The organism is Nocardioides hungaricus (genome assembly GCF_054782915.1).
In genome coordinates, this window is sequence record NZ_BAAGRO010000016.1 from 287,459 (window position 1) to 306,017 (window position 18,559).

Consider the following 18,559-nt stretch of genomic DNA (forward strand, 5'->3'; position numbering starts at 1 on the left):
CCTCAATCAGCCGGCTGAGGGGCCATTTCTGGTGTCTCGACGATCCGCCAGCGCCGCTCGAGGTGCACCGCGCGAGCCGCCGCCCGCTCCATGCGCCGGATGACGCGCTCACGGCTGCGCAGGTCACGGCCGACCACCTCGACGTACTCCAGGCCGACGTCGCGGAGCGCGGCCTCGCGGGCGATGTCGTCTGCGTGGCGGTCGATGTCGCGGTGGTCGGCGCCGGCGTACTCTCCGACGACGCCGCGCTCCACGTCGAGCAGGTCGGGTACGGCGACCAGCCGGCCGCGCAGGTCGTACACGGCCCGGTTGATGAGGGGGCGGCCCCAGCCGGCGTCGTACTCCCAGATCAGCCGGAACCGGTCCTCCTGGGGCGATCGGCAGCCCTCGACGGCCATCTCGACGGCCTCCCGGCACATGCGTACGTCGCGGTACCAGCGTCGCGTGGCGACGTAGGTCCGCATCGTGCGGACCGTGGTGAGCCGGGCGGCGCACGCGGCACCGATGGCGACCGCCATCTCCCGCACCTCCCCGATCCGGCGCATCTCGTCGAAGAGCGCCCGTGCCGCGGTGGCGCAGCGGATGCCGTGCACGACCGTGATGTCGTCCGGAGGGATGCGGTCCTCGATCACGGCGATGCCCGAGTCACCTCGCGTCCGCGAGTCGCATGCGGCGATCGGCACCGGGAGCCGGGTACTGCCGTCGCGGGCCAGGCCGTCGAAGAAGCCGCCGCCGCGCAGCCGGAGCGCGGCCCACCCGGTGACGACCCCACCACGAGCGGTCGCCTCCACGATGCGCTGCTCGACGAGCGTGTCACTCACGTGCGCCGGGACGTAGAGGCCCGGCGAGGTCCTGCGCCAGCCCGGTCCGCGCGCCTGCTTGGGCGTCGGGCCGGACCCGCCCGCGCGCACCGGCGGGACGAGCCCGGTGACGGATGGTGCGATCGGATCCCAGCGGTGCGGCATGGATCCGGCCTGCCCGGTTCCTGGTTGTGGACGAACCTGGCGCCGGCGTACCTGTGGACATGGGCGTCAGCCGAGCCACATCAGGAGCAGGTCACTCCTCGCCGGCGATGAAGGCCTCGACGCGGCGGCGGCCCTCGTCGTCGGGGAGCTGGACTGGGGGCGACTTCATCAGGTACGACGAGGCGCTGATGATCGGGCCGCCGAGGCCGCGGTCCTTGGCGATCTTGGCGGCGCGGATGGCGTCGATGATGATGCCGGCGGAGTTCGGGGAATCCCAGACCTCGAGCTTGTACTCCAGGTTGAGCGGGACGTCGCCGAAGGCGCGGCCCTCGAGGCGGACGTAGGCCCACTTGCGGTCGTCGAGCCAGGCCACGTAGTCGGACGGGCCGATGTGGACGTTGCGGTCGTGGACCTTGCCGGCCAGCGAGCCGTGCAGGTTCGAGGTGACGGCCTGGGTCTTGGAGACCTTCTTGGACTCCAGGCGCTCGCGCTCGAGCATGTTCTTGAAGTCCATGTTGCCGCCGACGTTGAGCTGGTAGGTGCGGTCCAGCGTGACGCCGCGGTCCTCGAACAGCTTGGCCATCACGCGGTGGGTGATGGTCGCGCCGATCTGGGACTTGATGTCGTCGCCGACGATCGGGACGCCGGCGTCCTCGAACTTCTTGGCCCACTCCGGGTCGGAGGCGATGAACACCGGCAGTGCGTTGACGAACGCGACGCCCGCGTCGATCGCGCACTGCGCGTAGAACTTGTCGGCCTCCTCCGAGCCCACCGGCAGGTAGGACACGAGGACGTCGGCGCCGGTCTCCTGGAGGACGCGGACGACGTCGACCGGCTCGGCCGCCGACTCCTCGATGGTCTCCCGGTAGTACTTGCCGAGGCCGTCGAGGGTGTGGCCGCGCTGCACCTCGATGCCGAGGGTCGGCACGTCGCAGATCTTGATGGTGTTGTTCTCGGAGGCGTTGATCGCCTCCGAGAGGTCCTTGCCGACCTTCTTGTCGTCGACGTCGAACGCCGCGACGAACTGCACGTCGGAGACGTGGTAGTCGCCGAACGTGACGTGCATGAGACCCGGGACGGTGCCCGCAGGGTCGGCGTCCTGGTAGTAGTGCACGCCCTGGATCAGGGAGGTGGCGCAGTTGCCCACTCCCACGATTGCCACTCGTACCGAACCCATCTGGATTCCTTCCTTAGTCAACTTCCGAAGTCCTACTTCTGAGGGGTGGCCCGCTGGCCGTTGCTGGTGGTGTCGGCGCCCTCGGCGGGGGCGACGACCCGGTCGGGCTCTCCGCTGCGCTCGGCGTTGATGAGGTCCGAGAGCCACCGGACCTCGCGCTCGACCGACTCGACGCCGTGGCGCTGGAGCTCCGCGGCGTACCGGTCGACCTCCTTCTGCGTCATCGCCAGCTGGCTCTGGACCCGGGCCAGGCGCTCCTGGAGGCGGGTACGCCGCCCCTCCAGCACCCGGAGCCGGATCTCCATGTCGGTCGAGGAGAAGAAGGCGAAGCGGATGTCGAAGTTGTCGTCCTCCCACGCGGTGGGACCGACCTCCGACATGAGGCGCTCGAACTCGCGCGTGCCGGCCTCGGTGACCTGGTAGGTGATCCGGGGGCGCTTGGACACCGGGGTGCCCGGTGTCTTCGTGCTCATGGTCTCCTCGATGAGGGACGCCCGGAGCATCTTCTTCAGGGTGGGGTAGAGCGATCCGTAGGAGAGCACCCGGCCCCAGCCGAGCATGAGGTTCAGCCGCTTGCGGAGCTCGTAGCCGTGCATGGGTCCCTCGTGCAGCAGCCCGAGGACTGCCAGCTCGATGGTCTCACCACGACGTGCCACGCGACCTATCGTAGCGATATATCCGCGCAATGCGAACCGGGGACTTGTCCGGGGCCGTGGGAATCCTGCGGGAGCGACGTGGCCGAGGGCACCCGGGCGTCGTGTTGGGCGGCCGTGGCCGCTCCCCGTACCCTGACCAGGATCTCGACATCGACCCCCGGAGCCCCTTCCCGTGAGTAGTACAGCCTCGTGAGTGGTAAGCGCAGGGCCGCCGGCCCCGCGGTCAAGAAGGGCGCCCCGAAGCGACCCCGGCGCACACGCAAGCAGAAGGTGCTGCGGGTCGTGAGGTGGCTGGGCGTCACCGGCCTGGTGCTCGCCCTGCTCGCCGTCGGCGCGTTCGTCGTGCTCTACCGGGCGATCGACATCCCGGACCCGAACAAGGAGTTCGAGACCCAGACCTCCTTCGTCTACTACGCCGACGGCAAGACCGAGGTCGGCAGCTTCGCGACCCAGAACCGCGACTCGATCCCCATCAAGGAGATGCCCGAGAGCCTCCAGAACGCCGTGGTCGCGGCCGAGAACCGCAGCTTCTGGACCGACAAGGGCATCGACCCCAAGGGCATCCTCCGGGCGGCGTTCAGCAACGCGCAGGGCAACGCCCAGCAGGGCGCGTCGACGATCACCCAGCAGTACGTCAAGATCCTCTACCTGACCCAGGAGCGCTCCTACAAGCGCAAGATCAAGGAGGCGATCCTCTCGCTGAAGATCCAGCGGGAGCAGAGCAAGTCCCAGATCCTCGAGGGCTACCTCAACACCATCTACTTCGGCCGCGGGGCGTACGGCGTGCAGGCCGCCGCCCGGGCCTTCTTCGACAAGAACGCGAGGAGCCTCACGCTCAAGGAGTCCGCGGTCCTCGCCAGCGTGCTCAACAACCCGTCGGACATGGATCCCGCCAACGGCAAGGAGGAGCGGGCCAGGCTCAAGGCCCGCTACGACTGGGTCCTCGACGGCATGGCCGAAGCCGGCGACATCACCGCGCGCCAGGCGGACCGGGCCAAGCGGCGGCTGCCGAGGTTCCCGGAGATCCAGGCCGAGAGCCGGTACGGCGGGCAGCGCGGCCACATGCTGACGCTGGTCCGGGGCGAGCTCAAGCGGCTCGGCTACACCGACGAGCAGATCGACGGCGGGGGCCTGCGGGTGACCACGACGTTCACCGAGAAGGACATGAAGGCGGCCGCCGAGGGCGTCGCCGAGGCGCGGCCAGACGGGCTCGGCGACAAGGAGCTGCACGTCGGCGTGGCCAGCGTCGAGCCCGGCACCGGCGCGGTCCGCGGGTTCTACGGCGGCCAGGACTACCTGCAGTCGCAGATCAACTGGGCGGTCGCCGGCGGCCAGGGCGGCTCCACGCTCAAGCCGTTCGAGCTGGTGGCCGCCATCCGCGACGGCTTCTCGCTCAAGGACACCTTCGACGGCAACTCGCCCTACGACCTGCCCGACGGCACGAACGTCGAGAACCAGGGGAACACCAGCTACGGCACCGTCAGCATGCTGAAGGCGACCCAGGACTCGATCAACACCGCGTTCATCGACATGGCGCTGGGCATGGAGGACGGACCGGCGAAGATCCTCCAGGCGATGCGGGACATGGGCCTGCCGCCGGCCGAGCGGACCTCGAAGATCCAGGGATTCCCCGACCAGACCCCGGGCCTGCAGCCGAACATCGGCGTCGCGCTGGGCAGCGCGACGGTCAGCCCGATCAACATGGCCAACGCCTACGCGACGCTGGCGGCCGGGGGCGAGGCCGCGCAGCCGTACATCATCGAGAAGGTCGAGGAGGCCGACGGCAGGGTCAGCTACAACCACAAGGTGCAGACGCGCGACGCCGTCGAGCCGGACATCGCGGCCGACGTCTCCTACGCGCTCCAGCAGGTCGTGCAGGCCGGCTCCGGCACGGCCGCGCTCGAGCTCGGCCGGCCGGCCGCCGGCAAGACCGGCACCTCGACCAACGACGAGGGCGACGTGGTGTCGTCGTGGTTCACCGGCTACACCCCGCAGCTCGCGACCTCCGTGGTCTACGTGCGGGGCAAGGGGGCCGAGCCGCTCGACGGCTACCTCGAGCCGTTCTTCGGTGGCACCTACCCCGCGCAGACCTGGACCGCGGTGATGCAGCGGGCGATGGCGGGCGTGGAGGTCGAGGAGTTCCCGCCGCCGGCGTACGTCGACGGCGAGGCGCCGTCCTCCGGCCACGAGCCGGCACCGCCACCGCCGACGAAGACCAGGAGCGAGAAGCCGACGCCCTCGAACACGCCGTCCCAGACGCCCACGCAGACCCCGACCCAGTCGCCCACGCAGACCCCGACCGAGACACCGACCGAGTCCTGCGGCCTGCTGGGCTGCGAGACCCCGACCAACTCCCCGTCGCCGAGCGACACTCCGAGTACGCCGGCCGGCGGGCAGTCGGGCGGTGCCCGTGGCATGCGTGGCCGGCGGCGTACGCCTGCCGACCGGGCGGCCTGATGCCGCCGGCGCGCGGTGACTGGGTCCATCCCACGACGGACGACCCGGTCGTCGGCGCGCTGAGCGAGAGCGTGGGCGGGCCGGCCGGTCCGCGCGCGGGCCGGCACCCGTGGTGGACGCCGGTGCGGATCGTGCTGGCGATGACCGCGGTCGTGCTGGGGCTGGGGATGGTGCAGAAGGCCGGGTGCTACCAGGACACCTGGCAGGACGGCACCCAGCGCTACACGCAGATGTGCTACTCCGACCTGCCCTACCTCTACACCGGCCGCGGCTTCGCCGAGCTGGCCTGGCCCTACAGCGACGACGCCGAGACGCGGGGGCGTTACGAGGTGATGGAGTATCCCGTCGGCATCTCCTACTGGGCGTACGGCGCTGCGCGGGTCGCCCAGTGGCTGACCGGGTCGCCGGACGTCGCGGCGCGCTACCGGATGGCGGTGGACGACTTCGCCGGCACCGCCGAGGTCAGGCGCGAGATGCGGGCGTTCGTGATCGTGAACGCGCTCGGGTTCGCGGTGCTGACGCTGCTCGCGGCCTGGCTGCTGGCCGGGGTGAACCCGCGCCGGCCCTGGGACGCGGCCGCCTTCGCGCTCTCGCCGGCGCTGCTGCTCACCGGCCTCGTCAACTGGGACCTGGTCGCGGTCGTGTTCGTCGCCGGGGCGCTCTGGGCGTGGGCACGGGAGAGACCGGTGCTCGCCGGGGTGCTGATCGGGCTCGGCACCGCGGTGAAGCTCTATCCGCTCTTCCTGCTCGGCGGGGTCCTGGCGATCTGCCTGCGCCGACGGCGGCTCCGCGCGTTCGCCCTCGCCGCCGCGGGCGCGGCCGGCGCGTGGCTGGTCGCCAACCTGCCGGCGTACCTCTCGGGCCGCGAGGAGTGGCAGGTCTTCTGGACCTTCAACTCCGACCGCGGCGCCGACCTCGGGTCGATGTGGCTGGTCGTGCAGCAGGCGCTCGACCGGGCCGGCGACCCGTTCGCGTTCGATCCGTCGACGGTCAACCTGGTCTCGTGGCTGCTCTTCGGCGCGTGGTGCGTCGGCGTGCTGGCGCTCGGGCTGTCCGCGCCGTCGGCGCCGCGGCTGGCCCAGCTGGGGTTCCTGATCGTCGCGGGGTTCCTGCTGGTCAACAAGGTGTACTCGCCGCAGTACGTGCTCTGGCTGCTGCCGCTCGCCGTGCTCGCGCGGCCGCGCTGGCGCGACCTGCTGATCTGGCAGGCCGGCGAGGTGCTCTACTTCGCGGCCGTGTGGTGGTATCTCGGCGGCTTCCTCGCGCCCGCCGGCGGCGGCGACGCCGGGTTCTACTGGGTGGCCGTCCTGCTGCGGGTCGCGGCCGAGCTCTACCTGGTGGCGGTGGTGGTGCGCGACCTCCGGCAGCCGCGGCACGACGTGGTGCGTCAGACGAGTCAGGTGATGACGATGCGGTCGAACGCCGTCGCGGTGTAGCGCACCCGCACGTCCACCTCGTCGCCGACCGCCGGCACCCGCGCGCCGTGCGGGAGGAACAGCATCGACGCCTGCATGTGCGGCGGCTCGGCGAAGAGCCGCAGCTTGGCGTCGATCGAGAACGGCGAGCGGACGAATCCGGCCGCGTCCAGGCCGCCCCGCGCGAGCGTCGCGGCGCGGGCCCGGATGGACGCCTCGCCGGTCGGCGCCTCGAGGCCGATGCCGTGCGCCGTACCGCCGCTGACGACCAGGATGTGCCCGGCCTTGGGGACGGTGCGGTGCCGGTAGCCGTAGGAGTCGCCGCGCTCCACCTCGTGCACGTCGAGCACGGTCGCGGTCACCCGCAGCGCGCCGCGGTCGCCGAGCCACAGGTCGGTGCCGATCCGCGGCCGGAAGGTCAGATCGGGGTACGCCGCGCGCAGCTCGGTCAGCTCCGCGGAGCTGAGGTGGCTCACCCAGATCGTGCGCAGGTCCAGCTCGGCCGCGACCACGTCGTTCACGAGCCGGCGCACCTCCGTCAGGTGCGCGCCGTGCGCGAGGGGCAGGTGCAGCGCGACGCCCTCGACCCGCGCGCCCGGCCGGGCGGCGACCTCGCGGGCGGCGGCCCACAGGCCGCGGGCGGTCATGCCGTGGCGCAGCATGCTGGTGGCGCGCTCGAGCACGAAGCGGGCGTCGGGCTGGCGGCCGAGCAGGTCGGCGAGGTCCTCGACCCGGCTGACGGTGTGGACGATCCGCCGCGACAGCGCGGGGTCGGTCTCGACGGCCGCGCCGAACGGGCGCCACGGGGTGAGGACCAGCAGGCTGCCGGCGTACCGCTGGGCGACGTGGGGCAGCTCGTCGTACGTCCCGACGGCGAGCGTGTCGACGCCCAGCCCCTGGTCGGACAGCCACTGGGCCTTGCGCGCGAGCCGGCCGAGCGTGAGGCCGTAGCCGTTGCCCTTCGCGACCGGGACCAGGCCGGGCTCGCCGTCGGCGATCGCGCGCAGGTGGCGGCGCCAGCGGTCGCCGTCGACCGTCAGGGTGAGGGTCATCCGGCACGCCTCTTCAGATAGAGGTCGAAGGCCCGGTAGAGCGGCTTGTTGAGCGGGAGGTCCCACTCGCCGACGTACTCGACCGCCTCGCCGCCGGTGCCGACCTTGAACTGGATCAGCCCGAGGTGCGGGTCGTCGGCGGCGAGGGTGTCGGTGATGCCGCGCAGGTCGTAGACGTCGGCGCCGGCGGCGATCGCGTCGCGGATCATCGCCCACTGCACGGCGTTGGAGCCGCGGACCTCGCGCCTCTCGGTGGAGGAGGCGCCGTAGGAGTACCACGCGTGCGCGCCGACGCGGATCCCGATGGTGGCCGCGACCAGGGTGCCCTCGTGGCGGGCGGCGTACAGCCGGATCCGGTCGGGGTCCTCGGCGCCGAGCGCGTCGACCATCGTGTGGAAGTAGGCGAGCGGGCGGGGGGTGAACCGGTCGCGCTCGGCGGTGTGGACGTAGAGGTCGTGGAACGACTTCAGCTCGGGCTCGATGTCCGCGCCGGCGTACGACGCGGTCTCGACGCCCTCCTTGACGGCCCGCTTGATGTTGCGGCGCCAGAGCTGGTTCATGCCGGCGAGCACCTCGTCCTCGGTACGGCCGGCGAGGGGGACCCAGAAGACGTACTGCGGCTGGCCCGCGGCGAAGCCGCCCGCGACCGCCTGCGGGCGCCAGCCCAGCTCGGTGAGCTGGGCGACCACGCGGGCGCCGGTGTGGGTCCGCTCGGTGGGGAGGAGGTCGCCGAGGCGGCGCACCGACTCCTCGGCGATGCCCTCCTTGACGCTGGCGGCGTCCCAGCGGCGGGTGACGACCGGCGGGCCCATCCGGACGCCGAATGCGCCGCGGCCCTTGAGGTACGCCGCCATCGGGCGGAGCCAGGCGGCGAGGTCGTCGGACGCCCAGTCGAGGTCGGGGCCCTCGGGGAGGTAGGCGAGGAAGCGCTTGAGGCGCGGGAGCTGACGGTAGAGCACCAGGCCGGCGCCGACGAGGTCGCCGCCGCGGAGGAAGCCGATCGACTCGTGCCGCCACTCGGACTTGACCTGCCCCCACGCGGGCGTCTGGAGGAAGCTCACCGAGCGGCGACCGCGGAGGAACTCCAGATGGTCGGCCGGGGAGATCTCGCGGACGCTGAGCTCGGGTCGAGGCTCGGGTCGAGGCACCTGTCGAGGCTATCGAATCGGCACCATCTCACCCGGACCGGGCGATGCCGGTCCGGACCGCGCGGCGGAGGATTGCGGGTGACCGGGTATCAGGACGCTCGCCAGAACCTCCTCGGAGGCGTGATCCTGATCGAGAGACAGAGCCACCGACATCGGGGAGTGGTACGGCCAGTGAGCACGCGCACGGACGAGGTGTGGGCACAGGCGACCGACGGCTTCAACCGCTGGGTCGCCGGGGATCCCGCGGGACTGGACGACCTGGTCGCCGTGATGACGCCCGTGCTGTGGCATGTGGTGCGCTCCTACCGGCTCCCCGAGAGCACGGCCGAGGACGTCGTCCAGACGACCTGGCTGGCGCTGGTACGCCGCCGGACGGCGATCCTCGACGCCACCGCGATCGGCGGCTGGCTCACGACGACGGCCCGGCGCGAGGCGTGGCGGGTCGCCCAGGGCGACCACCGGACGCTGCCGGTGGCCGACGAGGACCTCGAGCCGCGGATCCCGGCGCAGCGCTCCGCCGAGGACCAGGCGGTCCAGCGCGACGAGGGCGACCGGATCTGGGCGGCCGTCGACGGCCTGCCCGAGCGGTGCCGCCGGCTGCTGCGGATCGTCGCCTTCGAGAACCGGCCGGACTACCGTGAGCTGGCGACCGACCTCGGGATGCCGGTCGGCAGCATCGGCCCCACCCGCGGCCGGTGCCTGGCGAAGCTCCGGGTGGCCCTGATGCAGACGGGAGACTTCCGATGAACCACCCCACGGAGTTCTCGAACTCCCCCGCTGCGCTCCTCCGTCCGACAACTCCGAGGGGACCCCGATGAACCACCCCACGGAGTTCTCGAACTCCCCCGCTGCGCTCCTCCGTCCGACAACTCCGAGGGGACCCCGATGAGCGAGCTGAGCAGGGAGGCACTCCTCGCGGTCGTGCGCGACGTCTGGGAGCGGCACGACCCGGTCCCCGCGCACCTGGTGCCGGCGATGCAGGCCGCCGCGGCGATCGCCGCCTCCGACCTCGACGTCGAGCTGATGGAGTTGGTCGAGCGGGCCACCGAGCTGGCCGGCGCACGCGGCTCCTCGTCGTACACGCTCCGCTTCGTGCACGGCGACACCGACCTCCTCCTGCGGGTGGCCGTGGACGGCGCCCGCTCCCGGGTCGACGGCTGGGTGGTGCCGCCGGAGCCGATGACGATCCGCGCCCTGCCCGGCGAGGAGCCGGCCGCGCACGCCGCGGTCGTCACCGAGTCGGGTCGCTTCGAGCTCACCGACCTGCCGCTCGGGCTGCTGCGGCTGCAGCTCGAACCCCACGACACCACCCGCCCGGCGTTCGCGACGCCGGCCTTCGAGATCTGAGGAGCCCGACCCTCATGGAGCAGCAGCCCGAGAAGAAGCCCCGACCACGCCGGCCGCTCGATCGCGACCCGCTGCCGCCCCGGCCGGCCGCGATCGCCGCCGCCCAGGGCCGCCTGCTCGACCCGGCGACCGCCCTCATGGTCGACGGCGTGGTCCCGCGGCCGACGGCGTACGTCGGCCCGCGGCTGCTCGTGTCGAAGGCCGTCGACGTCGACGGTGCCGTCCGGGTGCTCCGCGCCGTCGCCGGGCCCCTGGGCTGGGACGTCGTGCTCGAGGACGAGGACCGACGCACCGTCAACCTGAAGTTCGGGTACCGGCCGCTGCGGCTGGTCGTCGCCTCGAACCGAGCCACGATCGCGCCGGATGCCTGGACTCTCCTTCAGCAGACGCGAGCACAGTTCGGCGTCGGAGCGGTCAAGGGGGTCAGCCTCGACCATCTCCTCATCCCGGCCATCGACTCCAGTCCGATGCATGACTCGAGCCCGATGCATGACTCGAGCCCGATGCATGACTCCAGCCCGATGCACGACTCCAGCCCCGCTGCCGATGCCCGTGCGTCGCGGGCCGTGGGGAGCTATCTCCAGATCGGCTCCGGAGGGCGGCAGCCGGTGGCCTACGTCGGCGCAGCCCCTCGGCGTCGCCGTGACGCCAGGATCGAGGGTCGGCGGCCGGTCGTCGCCGTCCTCGACACCGGGTGCGGCCAGCACTCGTGGCTCGACGGGTTCGTGGACACCTCGGTCGCCCTCGACGGCGTACCGATCGGCTACACCGAAGCCATGTCCGTCTCACCCGAGCAGGACGGCGACCAGTCGGGTCCGCTCGACGGTTCGATCGACCCGATCTCGGGCCACGGGACCTTCATCGCCGGCCTGATCCGCCAGCGGTGCCCGGACGCCGACATCCTGTCGTGGCGCGTCGTGCCGTCGGATGGTCCGATCGTCGAGTCGGATCTGGTCGCCTCGCTCGCCCAGATCGCGGAGCTCACACGACGGTACCGGGCCGGCGAGTCCGGAGGGCGCCCGATCGACGTGCTCAGCCTGTCGATGGGCTACTACCACGAGACGCCGGAGGACGAGCTCTTCGATCCCACGATGTACGCGATCCTCGAGGAGCTCGCGCGCAACGGCGTCGTGATCGTGGCATCCGCCGGCAACGACGCGACCAGCCGGCCGGCGTTCCCGGCGGCCTTCGGCCGGTGGGAGGACGACGGTGGTCCGGTCCCCTTCGACCCCGGGATCGCACCGATCCTGTCGGTCGGGGCGACGAACCCCAACGGCACCGACGCGATGTTCAGCAACGCCGGCCCGTGGGTGCGCGTGTACATCCCGGGTGCGTCGGTGATGAGCACGATGCCGGCCTTCCGCGGCGGCTACGAGCCGGTGGCGCGGCTGCGCGCGTTCGACAGGACGCGGGAGGCGATCGACCCGGACGACTTCACCGGAGGCTTCGCGGTCTGGAGCGGTACGTCGTTCAGCGCGCCGATCCTCGCGGGAAGCCTGGCCCAGGCACTCGTGGGCACGCTGGAGCCCGTCGACGAGGTGCGAGATCCGGTGGCAGCGGTCGACGCGGTGTGGGAAGCAGTGACATCGACGACCGGTTTGGCCCGATCATGAGGGGTGACCTCGGCGCTCGAACTCCACGAACGCGGTGTCCGCGCGCAGAATCGAGGCAGGCACCACGAGGCGAGACGGTTCTTCGAGCGTGCTCGGGAGTCGGCGGCGGCGCTCGACCCTGATCTCGACGCCCGGATCGCAGCGAGTCTCGCGTACGTGCTCTCGGAGACGGGCCAGCACGACGCAGCGATGTCGCTGTGCCGCGACGTGCTCGCCAACGAGCTGATCGTGGGGAACACGCGCGGCGTGCTGCACTCGCAGCTCGGCCTGCTCGGCATGCTCCGCGGCGAGACGGCCGAGGCGATGCAGCACTTCGGGCTCGCCATCGAGCTGGTCGAGGACGACGCGGTCGTGGCGCGGATCCATCTCAACCGCGGCAACGTGTACCTCCAGCGCAATCAGCTGGCGGCCGCGACGAGCGAGTTCGGCCAGGCGGGCCGGCGCTATCGCCGCGTCGGCGACGAGTACGGCGAGGCCAAGGCCGGGCACAACCTCGGCTACGCCCACTTCCTGGCCGGTGACCTGGTCGCCGCGCTCCGCGACCTGGGCGAGGCGTACCCGGCATTCGAGGCCGAGGGCCCGGTGATGACCGCCATGGCGGACCAGGACCGGGCCGAGGTGCTCATGGCCGCCGGCCTGGTCGAGGAGGGGAGCGTCGCGCTCGCAGCGGCCGCGACGGCGTACGCGCGCCGCCGCCTGCACCAGCGTCGCGGCGAGGCGGAGCTCGCGCTGGCGCGCAGCCTCGTCGACCGTGACGCGCGTGCGGCCCGGGCGGCGGCCCGGGCCGCGCTCACCCGGTTCCGGCGTACCGGCGCGACCGCGTGGGAGGCGCGGGCCGAGGCCACGCTGCTCGCTGCCGAGGTCGAGGTCGAGGGCGGGAGCGCGCGCGGGGCGCTGCCCGACCGTGGGCTCGAGCTGGCCGGCGTGCTGGAGCGGCAGGGGCTGCGGTGGGAGGCCGCACGTGCACGGCTCGATGTCGCGCGGACGCGCGTGCGACTCGGACGCGTCGACGAGGCTCGCGCCGGCCTGCCGGCGCTGCGTGCGATGGGGAGTGCGCCGATCGCCGTACGGCTGCTCGACCGCGACGTCCGGGCGGAGCTGGCGGCTGCCGGTGGACAGCGCGGGCGGGCGCTCCGCCACCTGCGGGCCGGCCTCTCCGACCTGCACTCCTGGCAGTCGTCCTTCGGGTCGCTCGACCTCCAGACCGGCGTGGCCGGCCAGGGCGTCCGGCTCGCCGCCCGCGGTCTGGGGCTGGCCGTCGAGTCGGGGCGACCGGAGGTGCTGTTCGAGTGGTCGGAGCGGGCGCGGATGCTGGCCAGCCGGGTGCAGCCGGTGCGGGCGCCGGAGGACGAGCAGATCGTCGCCGACCTCACCGAGCTGCGCGAGATGGCGGCCGGTGGCGGGCGGCGCCGCGACGCCGACCGCGAGGCCGAGCTGCGGCGGCGGGTGCGCGAGCGCGCGTGGCAGCACCGGGGCTCCGGCGAGGTCGCCGACCCGGTGACGCTCGGCGACTTGCGGAGCGCCCTCGACGAGGGCTGTGCGCTGGCGGCGTACGTCGTCGCTGCCGATCGTCTGGTCGCGCTCGTCGTGACCACGGCTGATGTCACGTGGACCGACCTGGGTTCGCGGGCGTCCGTCGATGCCCTGCTCGGTGGTCTGCTGCCCGACCTCGACATGGCCGCCTCGGAGCTGCCCGGTGCGATGGCGGGGTTCGTGCGGCAGGAGCTCGCCGACCGGCTCGCCGCGATCGCTGAGGTGCTCGTCGCGCCGGTGCTCGATGCGGTCGGTGACCGGCGGGTCGTCCTCACGCCGTCCGGGGTGCTGGCCGGTGTGCCCTGGACGCTGCTGCCCGGGTTCACCGGCCGCCCGCTCACGGTGGCACAGTCCGCGACGAGCTGGCTCGCCCGGCGTACGCCGCCGCTGCGGTTGTCGTCGGCCGGCCTCGTCGCCGGGCCGCGCGTCGCGCGTGCCGAGGACGAGGTGACGGCGGCGGCCAAGGAGTGGACGGGCGCCCGCGTGCTCACCGGCGCGGATGCGATGGCTGCCGCCGTGTCGGACCTCGCGTCGTCGGTCGACGTCCTCCACGTGGCCGCGCACGGCCGGCACGCCTCCGAGAACGCGATGTTCTCCGGCCTCCAGCTCGCCGACGGACCGTGGTTCGGCTACGACGTCGACCGGCTCCGGCAGGTGCCGGACGTCGTGATCCTCTCGGCGTGCGAGGTCGGGCGCTCGACGGTCCGGTGGGGCGACGAGCTGATCGGGATGACGACCGCGTGGCTGTACGCCGGCGCCCGGTGCGTGATCGCGTCGCCGGCCGCGGTCAACGACCAGGCGGCGTACGACGTCCTCGTCGCCGTCCACGGGCAGCTCGCGGCCGGGGTGGACCCCGCGACCGCGCTGGCCGCGGCGGTGCCGGCGGTCTCGGCCGACACCGCCCCGGTGCCCCTGGTCTGCTTCGGTTGACCCGGTATCAGGGCCGGCCGGCCGGGGCTCCTGGGAGGCATGGCGACCACCACCCATCGGATCCTGCGCGATCCCCGGCCCGGCGAGATCGTGCGGGTGCCCGCGGGCACCCGCCTCGAGGTCCGGTTCCGCCGCCGCGGGCTCGGCCTGAGCCGCTGGCGGGTCGAGGACCGGCCGGCGCACCTGCTCCCGCTGGCGGAGGGCGACCACGACTTCCACTTCCTGGTCTTCCGCGGCGACCAGGACGGCCCGCACCCGCTGCGGCTGGTGCGGCGCCGGGTCGACCGGCCCGGGCCGGACGAGGTGCGCGACCTGATGGTGCTGGTCGGCTGACTGCTCAGGTTCACCATGGGATGCAGTCGAACCGGCACTTCTCACGGTGGGCACGTCGAGGGATGTGCAGGTTCCCCTACATACCGTGGTGAACCGGCGAGGAGCGATTGCCCCGCCTGAGCTACAGCCGCTCGGACAGCCAGGCGGCGTCGGCGGTGTGCTCATCCGCCCCGCCCGGCGTCTCGAGCACGACCGGCGCGCCGGCATCGCGTACGACGGACGCCAGCAGGTCCGGGTCGACCCGGCCGGCCCCGAGGTTGGCGTGCCGGTCGGCGCCGGAGTCGAAGGCGTCGCGGCTGTCGTTGCAGTGCACCAGGTCGATCCGGCCGGTGATCGCGCGGACGTCGTCGACCACGGTCTCCAGGGCGTTGCCGCCGGCGTGGGCGTGGCAGGTGTCGAGGCAGAAGCCGACCAGGTCGAACTGCTCGGTCGAGGAGATCGCGTCCCACACCCGGCCGATCCGGTCGAGGTAGCGAGTCATCGCGTTGTCGCCGCCGGCGGTGTTCTCGATCAGCAGCGGCAGCTCGAGGTCGACCGCCTCGATCGCCTTGCGCCAGTTGTCGAAGCCCACGGAGGGGTCGTCGTCCTTGTTGACGTGGCCGCCGTGCACGATCAGGCCGCGCGCGCCGATCGACGCTGCGGCGTCGACGTGCTGCTGGAGCAGCTTGCGGCTCGGGATGCGGATCCGGTTGTTCGTGGTCGCGACGTTCACGATGTACGGCGCGTGCACGTAGAGCCCGACGCCAGCGGCCTCGGCATCCGCGCGCAGGCCGTCCGCGCCGCCGGCGTACCGGAACTCGGGGCCCCGGTAGCCCTGCGGGTCGCCGAGGAAGAACTGCACGTGCGGCATCCCGCGCGCCTGCGCCTCGGCGATCGGGTCGGTCTGCTCGACGTGGGCGCCGATGGCGATCGGGGTCATGGCTCCACCGTAGAGCGGTCCGCGGACAGCGCCCGCGCCAGCACGTCGAAGTCCGCGTTGCCGCCGGTCTGCACCACGGCGACCCGGCGACCGGCGACGCGGTCGCGCTCGGCGAGCAGCCCGGCGAGGGCCAGCGACCCGGCGGGCTCGGGCAGGTTGTGGGTGCTCCGGTAGGTCAGCGCCATCGCCTCCTCGGCCTGCTCCTCGCTGACCCGCACGATCCGTGCGGCGCCGGCGACGAGCCGCCGCACCGCCTCCGGGTCCGGCGTCCGGCAGGCGACCCCGTCGACGAACGTGTCGGCGGTCGGCGTCGCCACCGGCTCGCCGGCCGCGAAGGAGACCGCGTACGCCGGCGCGTTCGCCGCCACCACGCCCACCACCTCGGTGGCCAGGCCGAGCAGGTCGCGGACCGCGATGTTCGCGCACGCGCCGCTGCCCATCCCCACCGGCACGTAGACGACGTCGAGGCCGGGCACGTCCTCGTGCAGCTCGGCGGCGTACGTCGCCACGCCCTCGACCAGCCAGGGGTGGAACGGCGGCACCGGCGTCAGGCCCCGCTCCTCGGCCAGCACGTGGGCGTGCTCGAGCGACTCCTGGAAGTCGCGGCCGTGGACGACCAGCTCGGCGCCGTACGCCTCGGTCGCGGCGTTCTTGTCCGGCGAGTTGCCCTCGGGGACGACGATCGTCACCGGCAGCCCGAACGCGGCACCGGCGTAGGCGAGGCTCTGGCTGTGGTTGCCACGGCTGGCCGAGATCAGGCCGGTCGCGCCGCCGGTCTCGACGGTCCGGGCCGCGAGGTTCACGCCGCCGCGGACCTTGAAGGCGCCGGTCGGGTTGTGGTTCTCGTGCTTGACCCAGGTCTCGGTGCCGGTGAACCGTTCCAACAGCGGCCAGCGCCGCGCCGGCGTCGCCGGGACGTGGCGGCGTACCCGCTCCCGGGCGGCGTCGAGATCTGCGCTGTCCACAGGGGTCACGCTAGCGATTCGGTGGTCGTCCGCGTCCGCTGCTAGCCTGAGGCCGTTCTCTGTGTCCAGCTCCCACCGACGGGAGCCCGCGGAGGACCCGTGCGGCTCGCCGTACGGACAACGCATGTCCCTCCTGCCACGGAGAGTCCGTGGCCGCCTGAGTCCACAGGAGGTGGAGACCGCTGTGCGTGCCTACGAAGTGATGGTCATCCTCGACCCGAGCCTCGAAGAGCGGACCATCGAGCCGTCGCTCGACAAGTACCTCAACGTCATCCGCAAGGACGGCGGCAGCGTCGAGTCCGTCGACGTGTGGGGTCGCCGTCGGCTGGCCTACGAGGTCAAGAAGAACGCCGAGGGCATCTACGCCGTCATCTCGCTGCAGGCCGAGCCGGCCACGGTCAAGGAGTTCGACCGCCAGCTCACCCTCAACGAGTCGATCCTGCGCACCAAGGTCATCCGCCCCGACGCTCACTGAGCCTCGGGACGCCGAACCTGTGGATGGCCACTTCCGCCTGTCGGTGCGACGCGCAACGATGGGCGGACTTGGTCGGACGACTCTGATCCTCAACCAACGTTTAGGGAGCTCTTCATGGCAGGCGAAACCGTCATCACGGTGGTCGGCAACCTCGTCGACGACCCGGAGCTGCGCTTCACCCCGTCGGGTGCGGCCGTGGCGAACTTCCGGGTCGCGTCGACGCCGCGCACCTTCGACCGCCAGACCAACGAGTGGAAGGACGGCGACGCGCTGTTCCTCTCCTGCTCGGTGTGGCGCCAGGCCGCGGAGAACGTCGCCGAGTCCCTGCAGCGCGGCATGCGCGTGATCGTGCAGGGCCGCCTCAAGCAGCGCTCCTATGAGACCCGCGAGGGCGAGAAGCGCACCGTCGTGGAGCTCGAGGTCGACGAGGTCGGCCCCGCGCTCGCGTTCGCCACCGCCAAGGTCACCCGGGCCTCCCGCTCGGGCGGCGGGTACGGCGGCGGTGGCGGCCAGTCCCGTCCGCAGTCCGGTGGCAACGACCCGTGGGCGACCCCGGCTCCCCAGCAGGGTGGCCAGCAGGGCGGCGGCCAGCCGTCCGGTGGCGGCCCGGCGCCGGCGGGCAACGACCCGTGGGGTGCGCCCGGCGTGGGCAGCGACGAGCCGCCGTTCTGAGCGTCCGTCGCCTCGCTTGCGAGGCCGGGGCTCGATCGGCTCCGATCCACAGACGGTGGTTGAGGAGGTTGCGCTGGCAACCGCTCGAAACCACACCCCATCCATCCGAACACCCCCCACCATTCCGGGCCAGTAACCAGTCTGGGCCGGGCTTCTAGAGAGGAAGCACCACAATGGCCAAGGCAGTGATTCGCAAGCCGAAGAAGAAGGTTTGCCAGTTCTGCAAGGAGAAGGCGACCGGTGTCGACTACAAGGACACCGCCCTGCTCCGCAAGTTCATCTCCGACCGCGGCAAGATCCGCGCCCGTCGGGTGACCGGCAACTGCGTCCAGCACCAGCGCGACGTGGCGATCGCCGTGAAGAACGCCCGCGAGGTGGCCCTGCTGCCCTACACCTCCACCGGTCGCTGAGAGGAGCCGAGAAGATGAAGCTCATCTTGACCCAGGAGGTCACCGGCCTCGGTGCCCCCGGCGACGTCGTCGAGGTGAAGGACGGCTACGGCCGCAACTACCTCGTCCCGCGCGGCCTCGCGCTGCGCTGGACCCGCGGTGCGGAGAAGACCGTCGAGTCGATCAAGTCCGCCCGCGCCTCGCGCGCGGTCCGCGATCTCGACCACGCGGCGCAGATCAGGGCCAAGCTCGAGGCCCAACCGGTCAGCGTGAAGGTGCGCGCCGGCTCCGGCGGGCGCCTGTTCGGCGCGGTCACCGTGGCCGAGATCGCGGGCGCCCTCGCGGACGCCTCCGGCGAGCAGGTCGACAAGCGCACGATCGTGGTCGCCAACCCGATCAAGTCCCTCGGCTCCCACGAGGTGTCGGTCAAGCTGCACGACGAGGTGTCCGCCACGGTGGCCCTCAACGTCATCCCTGCTTGACCCGAGCGCAGCGGCTGAGGTCGTCGGCCCG

At 72.4% G+C, this 18,559-nt stretch carries 18 protein-coding genes; 11 read left to right on the top strand and 7 right to left on the bottom strand.

Annotated features, from left to right (window positions below; genetic code table 11):
• Nucleotides 1-2 precede the first annotated feature (2 nt).
• The 3 genes from ACYVKX_RS06410 to ACYVKX_RS06420 all read right to left on the bottom strand — a co-directional run bounded on the left by ACYVKX_RS06410 (nucleotide 3) and on the right by ACYVKX_RS06420 (nucleotide 2,798).
• Nucleotides 3-965 (bottom strand): hypothetical protein, encoded by a 963-nt coding sequence (locus ACYVKX_RS06410; protein WP_460829909.1) that lies wholly within the window; start codon nucleotides 963-965, stop codon nucleotides 3-5.
• Between the two features lie 91 nt (nucleotides 966-1,056).
• Nucleotides 1,057-2,142: an inositol-3-phosphate synthase gene (locus ACYVKX_RS06415; RefSeq protein ID WP_460829910.1), complete on the bottom strand. Its 1,086-nt coding sequence runs from the start codon at nucleotides 2,140-2,142 to the stop codon at nucleotides 1,057-1,059.
• Nucleotides 2,143-2,174: 32 nt separating this feature from the next.
• Entirely contained in the window at nucleotides 2,175-2,798 is a 624-nt protein-coding gene (locus tag ACYVKX_RS06420) for a PadR family transcriptional regulator (RefSeq protein WP_460829911.1), read from the bottom strand.
• Between the two features lie 189 nt (nucleotides 2,799-2,987).
• Between ACYVKX_RS06420 and ACYVKX_RS06425 the strand changes: the two genes are divergently transcribed.
• Both ACYVKX_RS06425 and ACYVKX_RS06430 read left to right on the top strand, forming a co-directional pair.
• Nucleotides 2,988-5,255, top strand: a complete 2,268-nt coding sequence (locus ACYVKX_RS06425; protein WP_460829912.1) for a transglycosylase domain-containing protein — start codon at nucleotides 2,988-2,990, stop codon at nucleotides 5,253-5,255.
• Nucleotides 5,255-6,691: a glycosyltransferase family 87 protein gene (locus tag ACYVKX_RS06430; protein ID WP_460829913.1), complete on the top strand. Its 1,437-nt coding sequence runs from the start codon at nucleotides 5,255-5,257 to the stop codon at nucleotides 6,689-6,691. Before ACYVKX_RS06425 ends, ACYVKX_RS06430 begins: the two co-directional genes overlap by 1 nt.
• Here the strand turns inward: ACYVKX_RS06430 and ACYVKX_RS06435 are convergent.
• The gene (locus ACYVKX_RS06435; RefSeq protein ID WP_460829914.1) at nucleotides 6,652-7,722 is read right to left on the bottom strand and encodes an alanine racemase; all 1,071 of its coding nucleotides are present in this window, start codon (nucleotides 7,720-7,722) and stop codon (nucleotides 6,652-6,654) included. The two genes, ACYVKX_RS06430 and ACYVKX_RS06435, sit on opposite strands and share 40 nt — an antisense overlap.
• On the bottom strand, nucleotides 7,719-8,870 hold the full coding sequence (locus ACYVKX_RS06440) for a lipid II:glycine glycyltransferase FemX (protein WP_460829915.1): 1,152 nt from the start codon (nucleotides 8,868-8,870) through the stop codon (nucleotides 7,719-7,721). The genes ACYVKX_RS06435 and ACYVKX_RS06440 overlap by 4 nt, the downstream gene beginning before the upstream one ends.
• Before the next feature lie 171 nt (nucleotides 8,871-9,041).
• Between ACYVKX_RS06440 and ACYVKX_RS06445 the strand changes: the two genes are divergently transcribed.
• The 5 genes from ACYVKX_RS06445 to ACYVKX_RS06465 all read left to right on the top strand — a co-directional run bounded on the left by ACYVKX_RS06445 (nucleotide 9,042) and on the right by ACYVKX_RS06465 (nucleotide 14,626).
• Complete coding sequence (locus tag ACYVKX_RS06445) at nucleotides 9,042-9,617, top strand: RNA polymerase sigma factor (RefSeq protein WP_460829916.1); 576 nt, start codon at nucleotides 9,042-9,044, stop codon at nucleotides 9,615-9,617.
• Between the two features lie 138 nt (nucleotides 9,618-9,755).
• Nucleotides 9,756-10,217 carry a hypothetical protein gene (locus ACYVKX_RS06450; RefSeq protein WP_460829917.1) on the top strand — a complete coding sequence of 154 codons (462 nt, stop codon included), beginning with the start codon at nucleotides 9,756-9,758 and terminating at the stop codon, nucleotides 10,215-10,217.
• Between the two features lie 14 nt (nucleotides 10,218-10,231).
• Nucleotides 10,232-11,830 (top strand): S8/S53 family peptidase, encoded by a 1,599-nt coding sequence (locus tag ACYVKX_RS06455; protein WP_460829918.1) that lies wholly within the window; start codon nucleotides 10,232-10,234, stop codon nucleotides 11,828-11,830.
• A gap of 3 nt (nucleotides 11,831-11,833) precedes the next feature.
• Nucleotides 11,834-14,293, top strand: coding sequence for a CHAT domain-containing protein (locus tag ACYVKX_RS06460; RefSeq protein ID WP_460829919.1), 2,460 nt, complete (start codon nucleotides 11,834-11,836; stop codon nucleotides 14,291-14,293).
• 39 nt (nucleotides 14,294-14,332) lie between these two features.
• Nucleotides 14,333-14,626, top strand: coding sequence for a hypothetical protein (locus tag ACYVKX_RS06465; protein ID WP_460829920.1), 294 nt, complete (start codon nucleotides 14,333-14,335; stop codon nucleotides 14,624-14,626).
• A 121-nt stretch (nucleotides 14,627-14,747) separates the two neighbouring features.
• Here ACYVKX_RS06465 and ACYVKX_RS06470 read toward each other — a convergent pair whose 3' ends face one another.
• Nucleotides 14,748-15,545 (bottom strand): deoxyribonuclease IV, encoded by a 798-nt coding sequence (locus tag ACYVKX_RS06470; protein ID WP_460829921.1) that lies wholly within the window; start codon nucleotides 15,543-15,545, stop codon nucleotides 14,748-14,750.
• Nucleotides 15,542-16,510, bottom strand: a complete 969-nt coding sequence (locus ACYVKX_RS06475) for a threonine dehydratase (protein ID WP_460829922.1) — start codon at nucleotides 16,508-16,510, stop codon at nucleotides 15,542-15,544. The genes ACYVKX_RS06470 and ACYVKX_RS06475 overlap by 4 nt, the downstream gene beginning before the upstream one ends.
• A gap of 184 nt (nucleotides 16,511-16,694) precedes the next feature.
• Between ACYVKX_RS06475 and rpsF the strand changes: the two genes are divergently transcribed.
• The 4 genes from rpsF to rplI all read left to right on the top strand — a co-directional run bounded on the left by rpsF (nucleotide 16,695) and on the right by rplI (nucleotide 18,528).
• On the top strand, nucleotides 16,695-16,985 hold the full coding sequence (gene rpsF, locus ACYVKX_RS06480; protein WP_460829923.1) for a 30S ribosomal protein S6: 291 nt from the start codon (nucleotides 16,695-16,697) through the stop codon (nucleotides 16,983-16,985).
• A 114-nt stretch (nucleotides 16,986-17,099) separates the two neighbouring features.
• On the top strand, nucleotides 17,100-17,657 hold the full coding sequence (locus ACYVKX_RS06485; protein WP_460829924.1) for a single-stranded DNA-binding protein: 558 nt from the start codon (nucleotides 17,100-17,102) through the stop codon (nucleotides 17,655-17,657).
• A gap of 173 nt (nucleotides 17,658-17,830) precedes the next feature.
• Entirely contained in the window at nucleotides 17,831-18,067 is a 237-nt protein-coding gene (rpsR, locus tag ACYVKX_RS06490) for a 30S ribosomal protein S18 (RefSeq protein ID WP_011758085.1), read from the top strand.
• Between the two features lie 14 nt (nucleotides 18,068-18,081).
• Nucleotides 18,082-18,528: a 50S ribosomal protein L9 gene (rplI, locus tag ACYVKX_RS06495; protein ID WP_460829925.1), complete on the top strand. Its 447-nt coding sequence runs from the start codon at nucleotides 18,082-18,084 to the stop codon at nucleotides 18,526-18,528.
• The last annotated feature ends 31 nt before the right edge of the window (nucleotides 18,529-18,559 follow it).

Bases quoted from the DNA above. Each gene is read 5' to 3' on its own strand.
- ACYVKX_RS06465 (WP_460829920.1), top strand. From the start codon at position 14,333: ATGGCGACCACCACCCATCGGATCCTGCGCGATCCCCGGCCCGGCGAG.
- ACYVKX_RS06485 (WP_460829924.1), top strand. From the start codon at position 17,100: ATGGCAGGCGAAACCGTCATCACGGTGGTCGGCAACCTCGTCGACGAC.
- ACYVKX_RS06450 (WP_460829917.1), top strand. From the start codon at position 9,756: ATGAGCGAGCTGAGCAGGGAGGCACTCCTCGCGGTCGTGCGCGACGTC.
- ACYVKX_RS06415 (WP_460829910.1), bottom strand. From the start codon at position 2,142: ATGGGTTCGGTACGAGTGGCAATCGTGGGAGTGGGCAACTGCGCCACC.
- ACYVKX_RS06410 (WP_460829909.1), bottom strand. From the start codon at position 965: ATGCCGCACCGCTGGGATCCGATCGCACCATCCGTCACCGGGCTCGTC.
- ACYVKX_RS06455 (WP_460829918.1), top strand. From the start codon at position 10,232: ATGGAGCAGCAGCCCGAGAAGAAGCCCCGACCACGCCGGCCGCTCGAT.
- rpsR (WP_011758085.1), top strand. From the start codon at position 17,831: ATGGCCAAGGCAGTGATTCGCAAGCCGAAGAAGAAGGTTTGCCAGTTC.
- ACYVKX_RS06435 (WP_460829914.1), bottom strand. From the start codon at position 7,722: ATGACCCTCACCCTGACGGTCGACGGCGACCGCTGGCGCCGCCACCTG.
- ACYVKX_RS06430 (WP_460829913.1), top strand. From the start codon at position 5,255: ATGCCGCCGGCGCGCGGTGACTGGGTCCATCCCACGACGGACGACCCG.
- ACYVKX_RS06470 (WP_460829921.1), bottom strand. From the start codon at position 15,545: ATGACCCCGATCGCCATCGGCGCCCACGTCGAGCAGACCGACCCGATC.
- rplI (WP_460829925.1), top strand. From the start codon at position 18,082: ATGAAGCTCATCTTGACCCAGGAGGTCACCGGCCTCGGTGCCCCCGGC.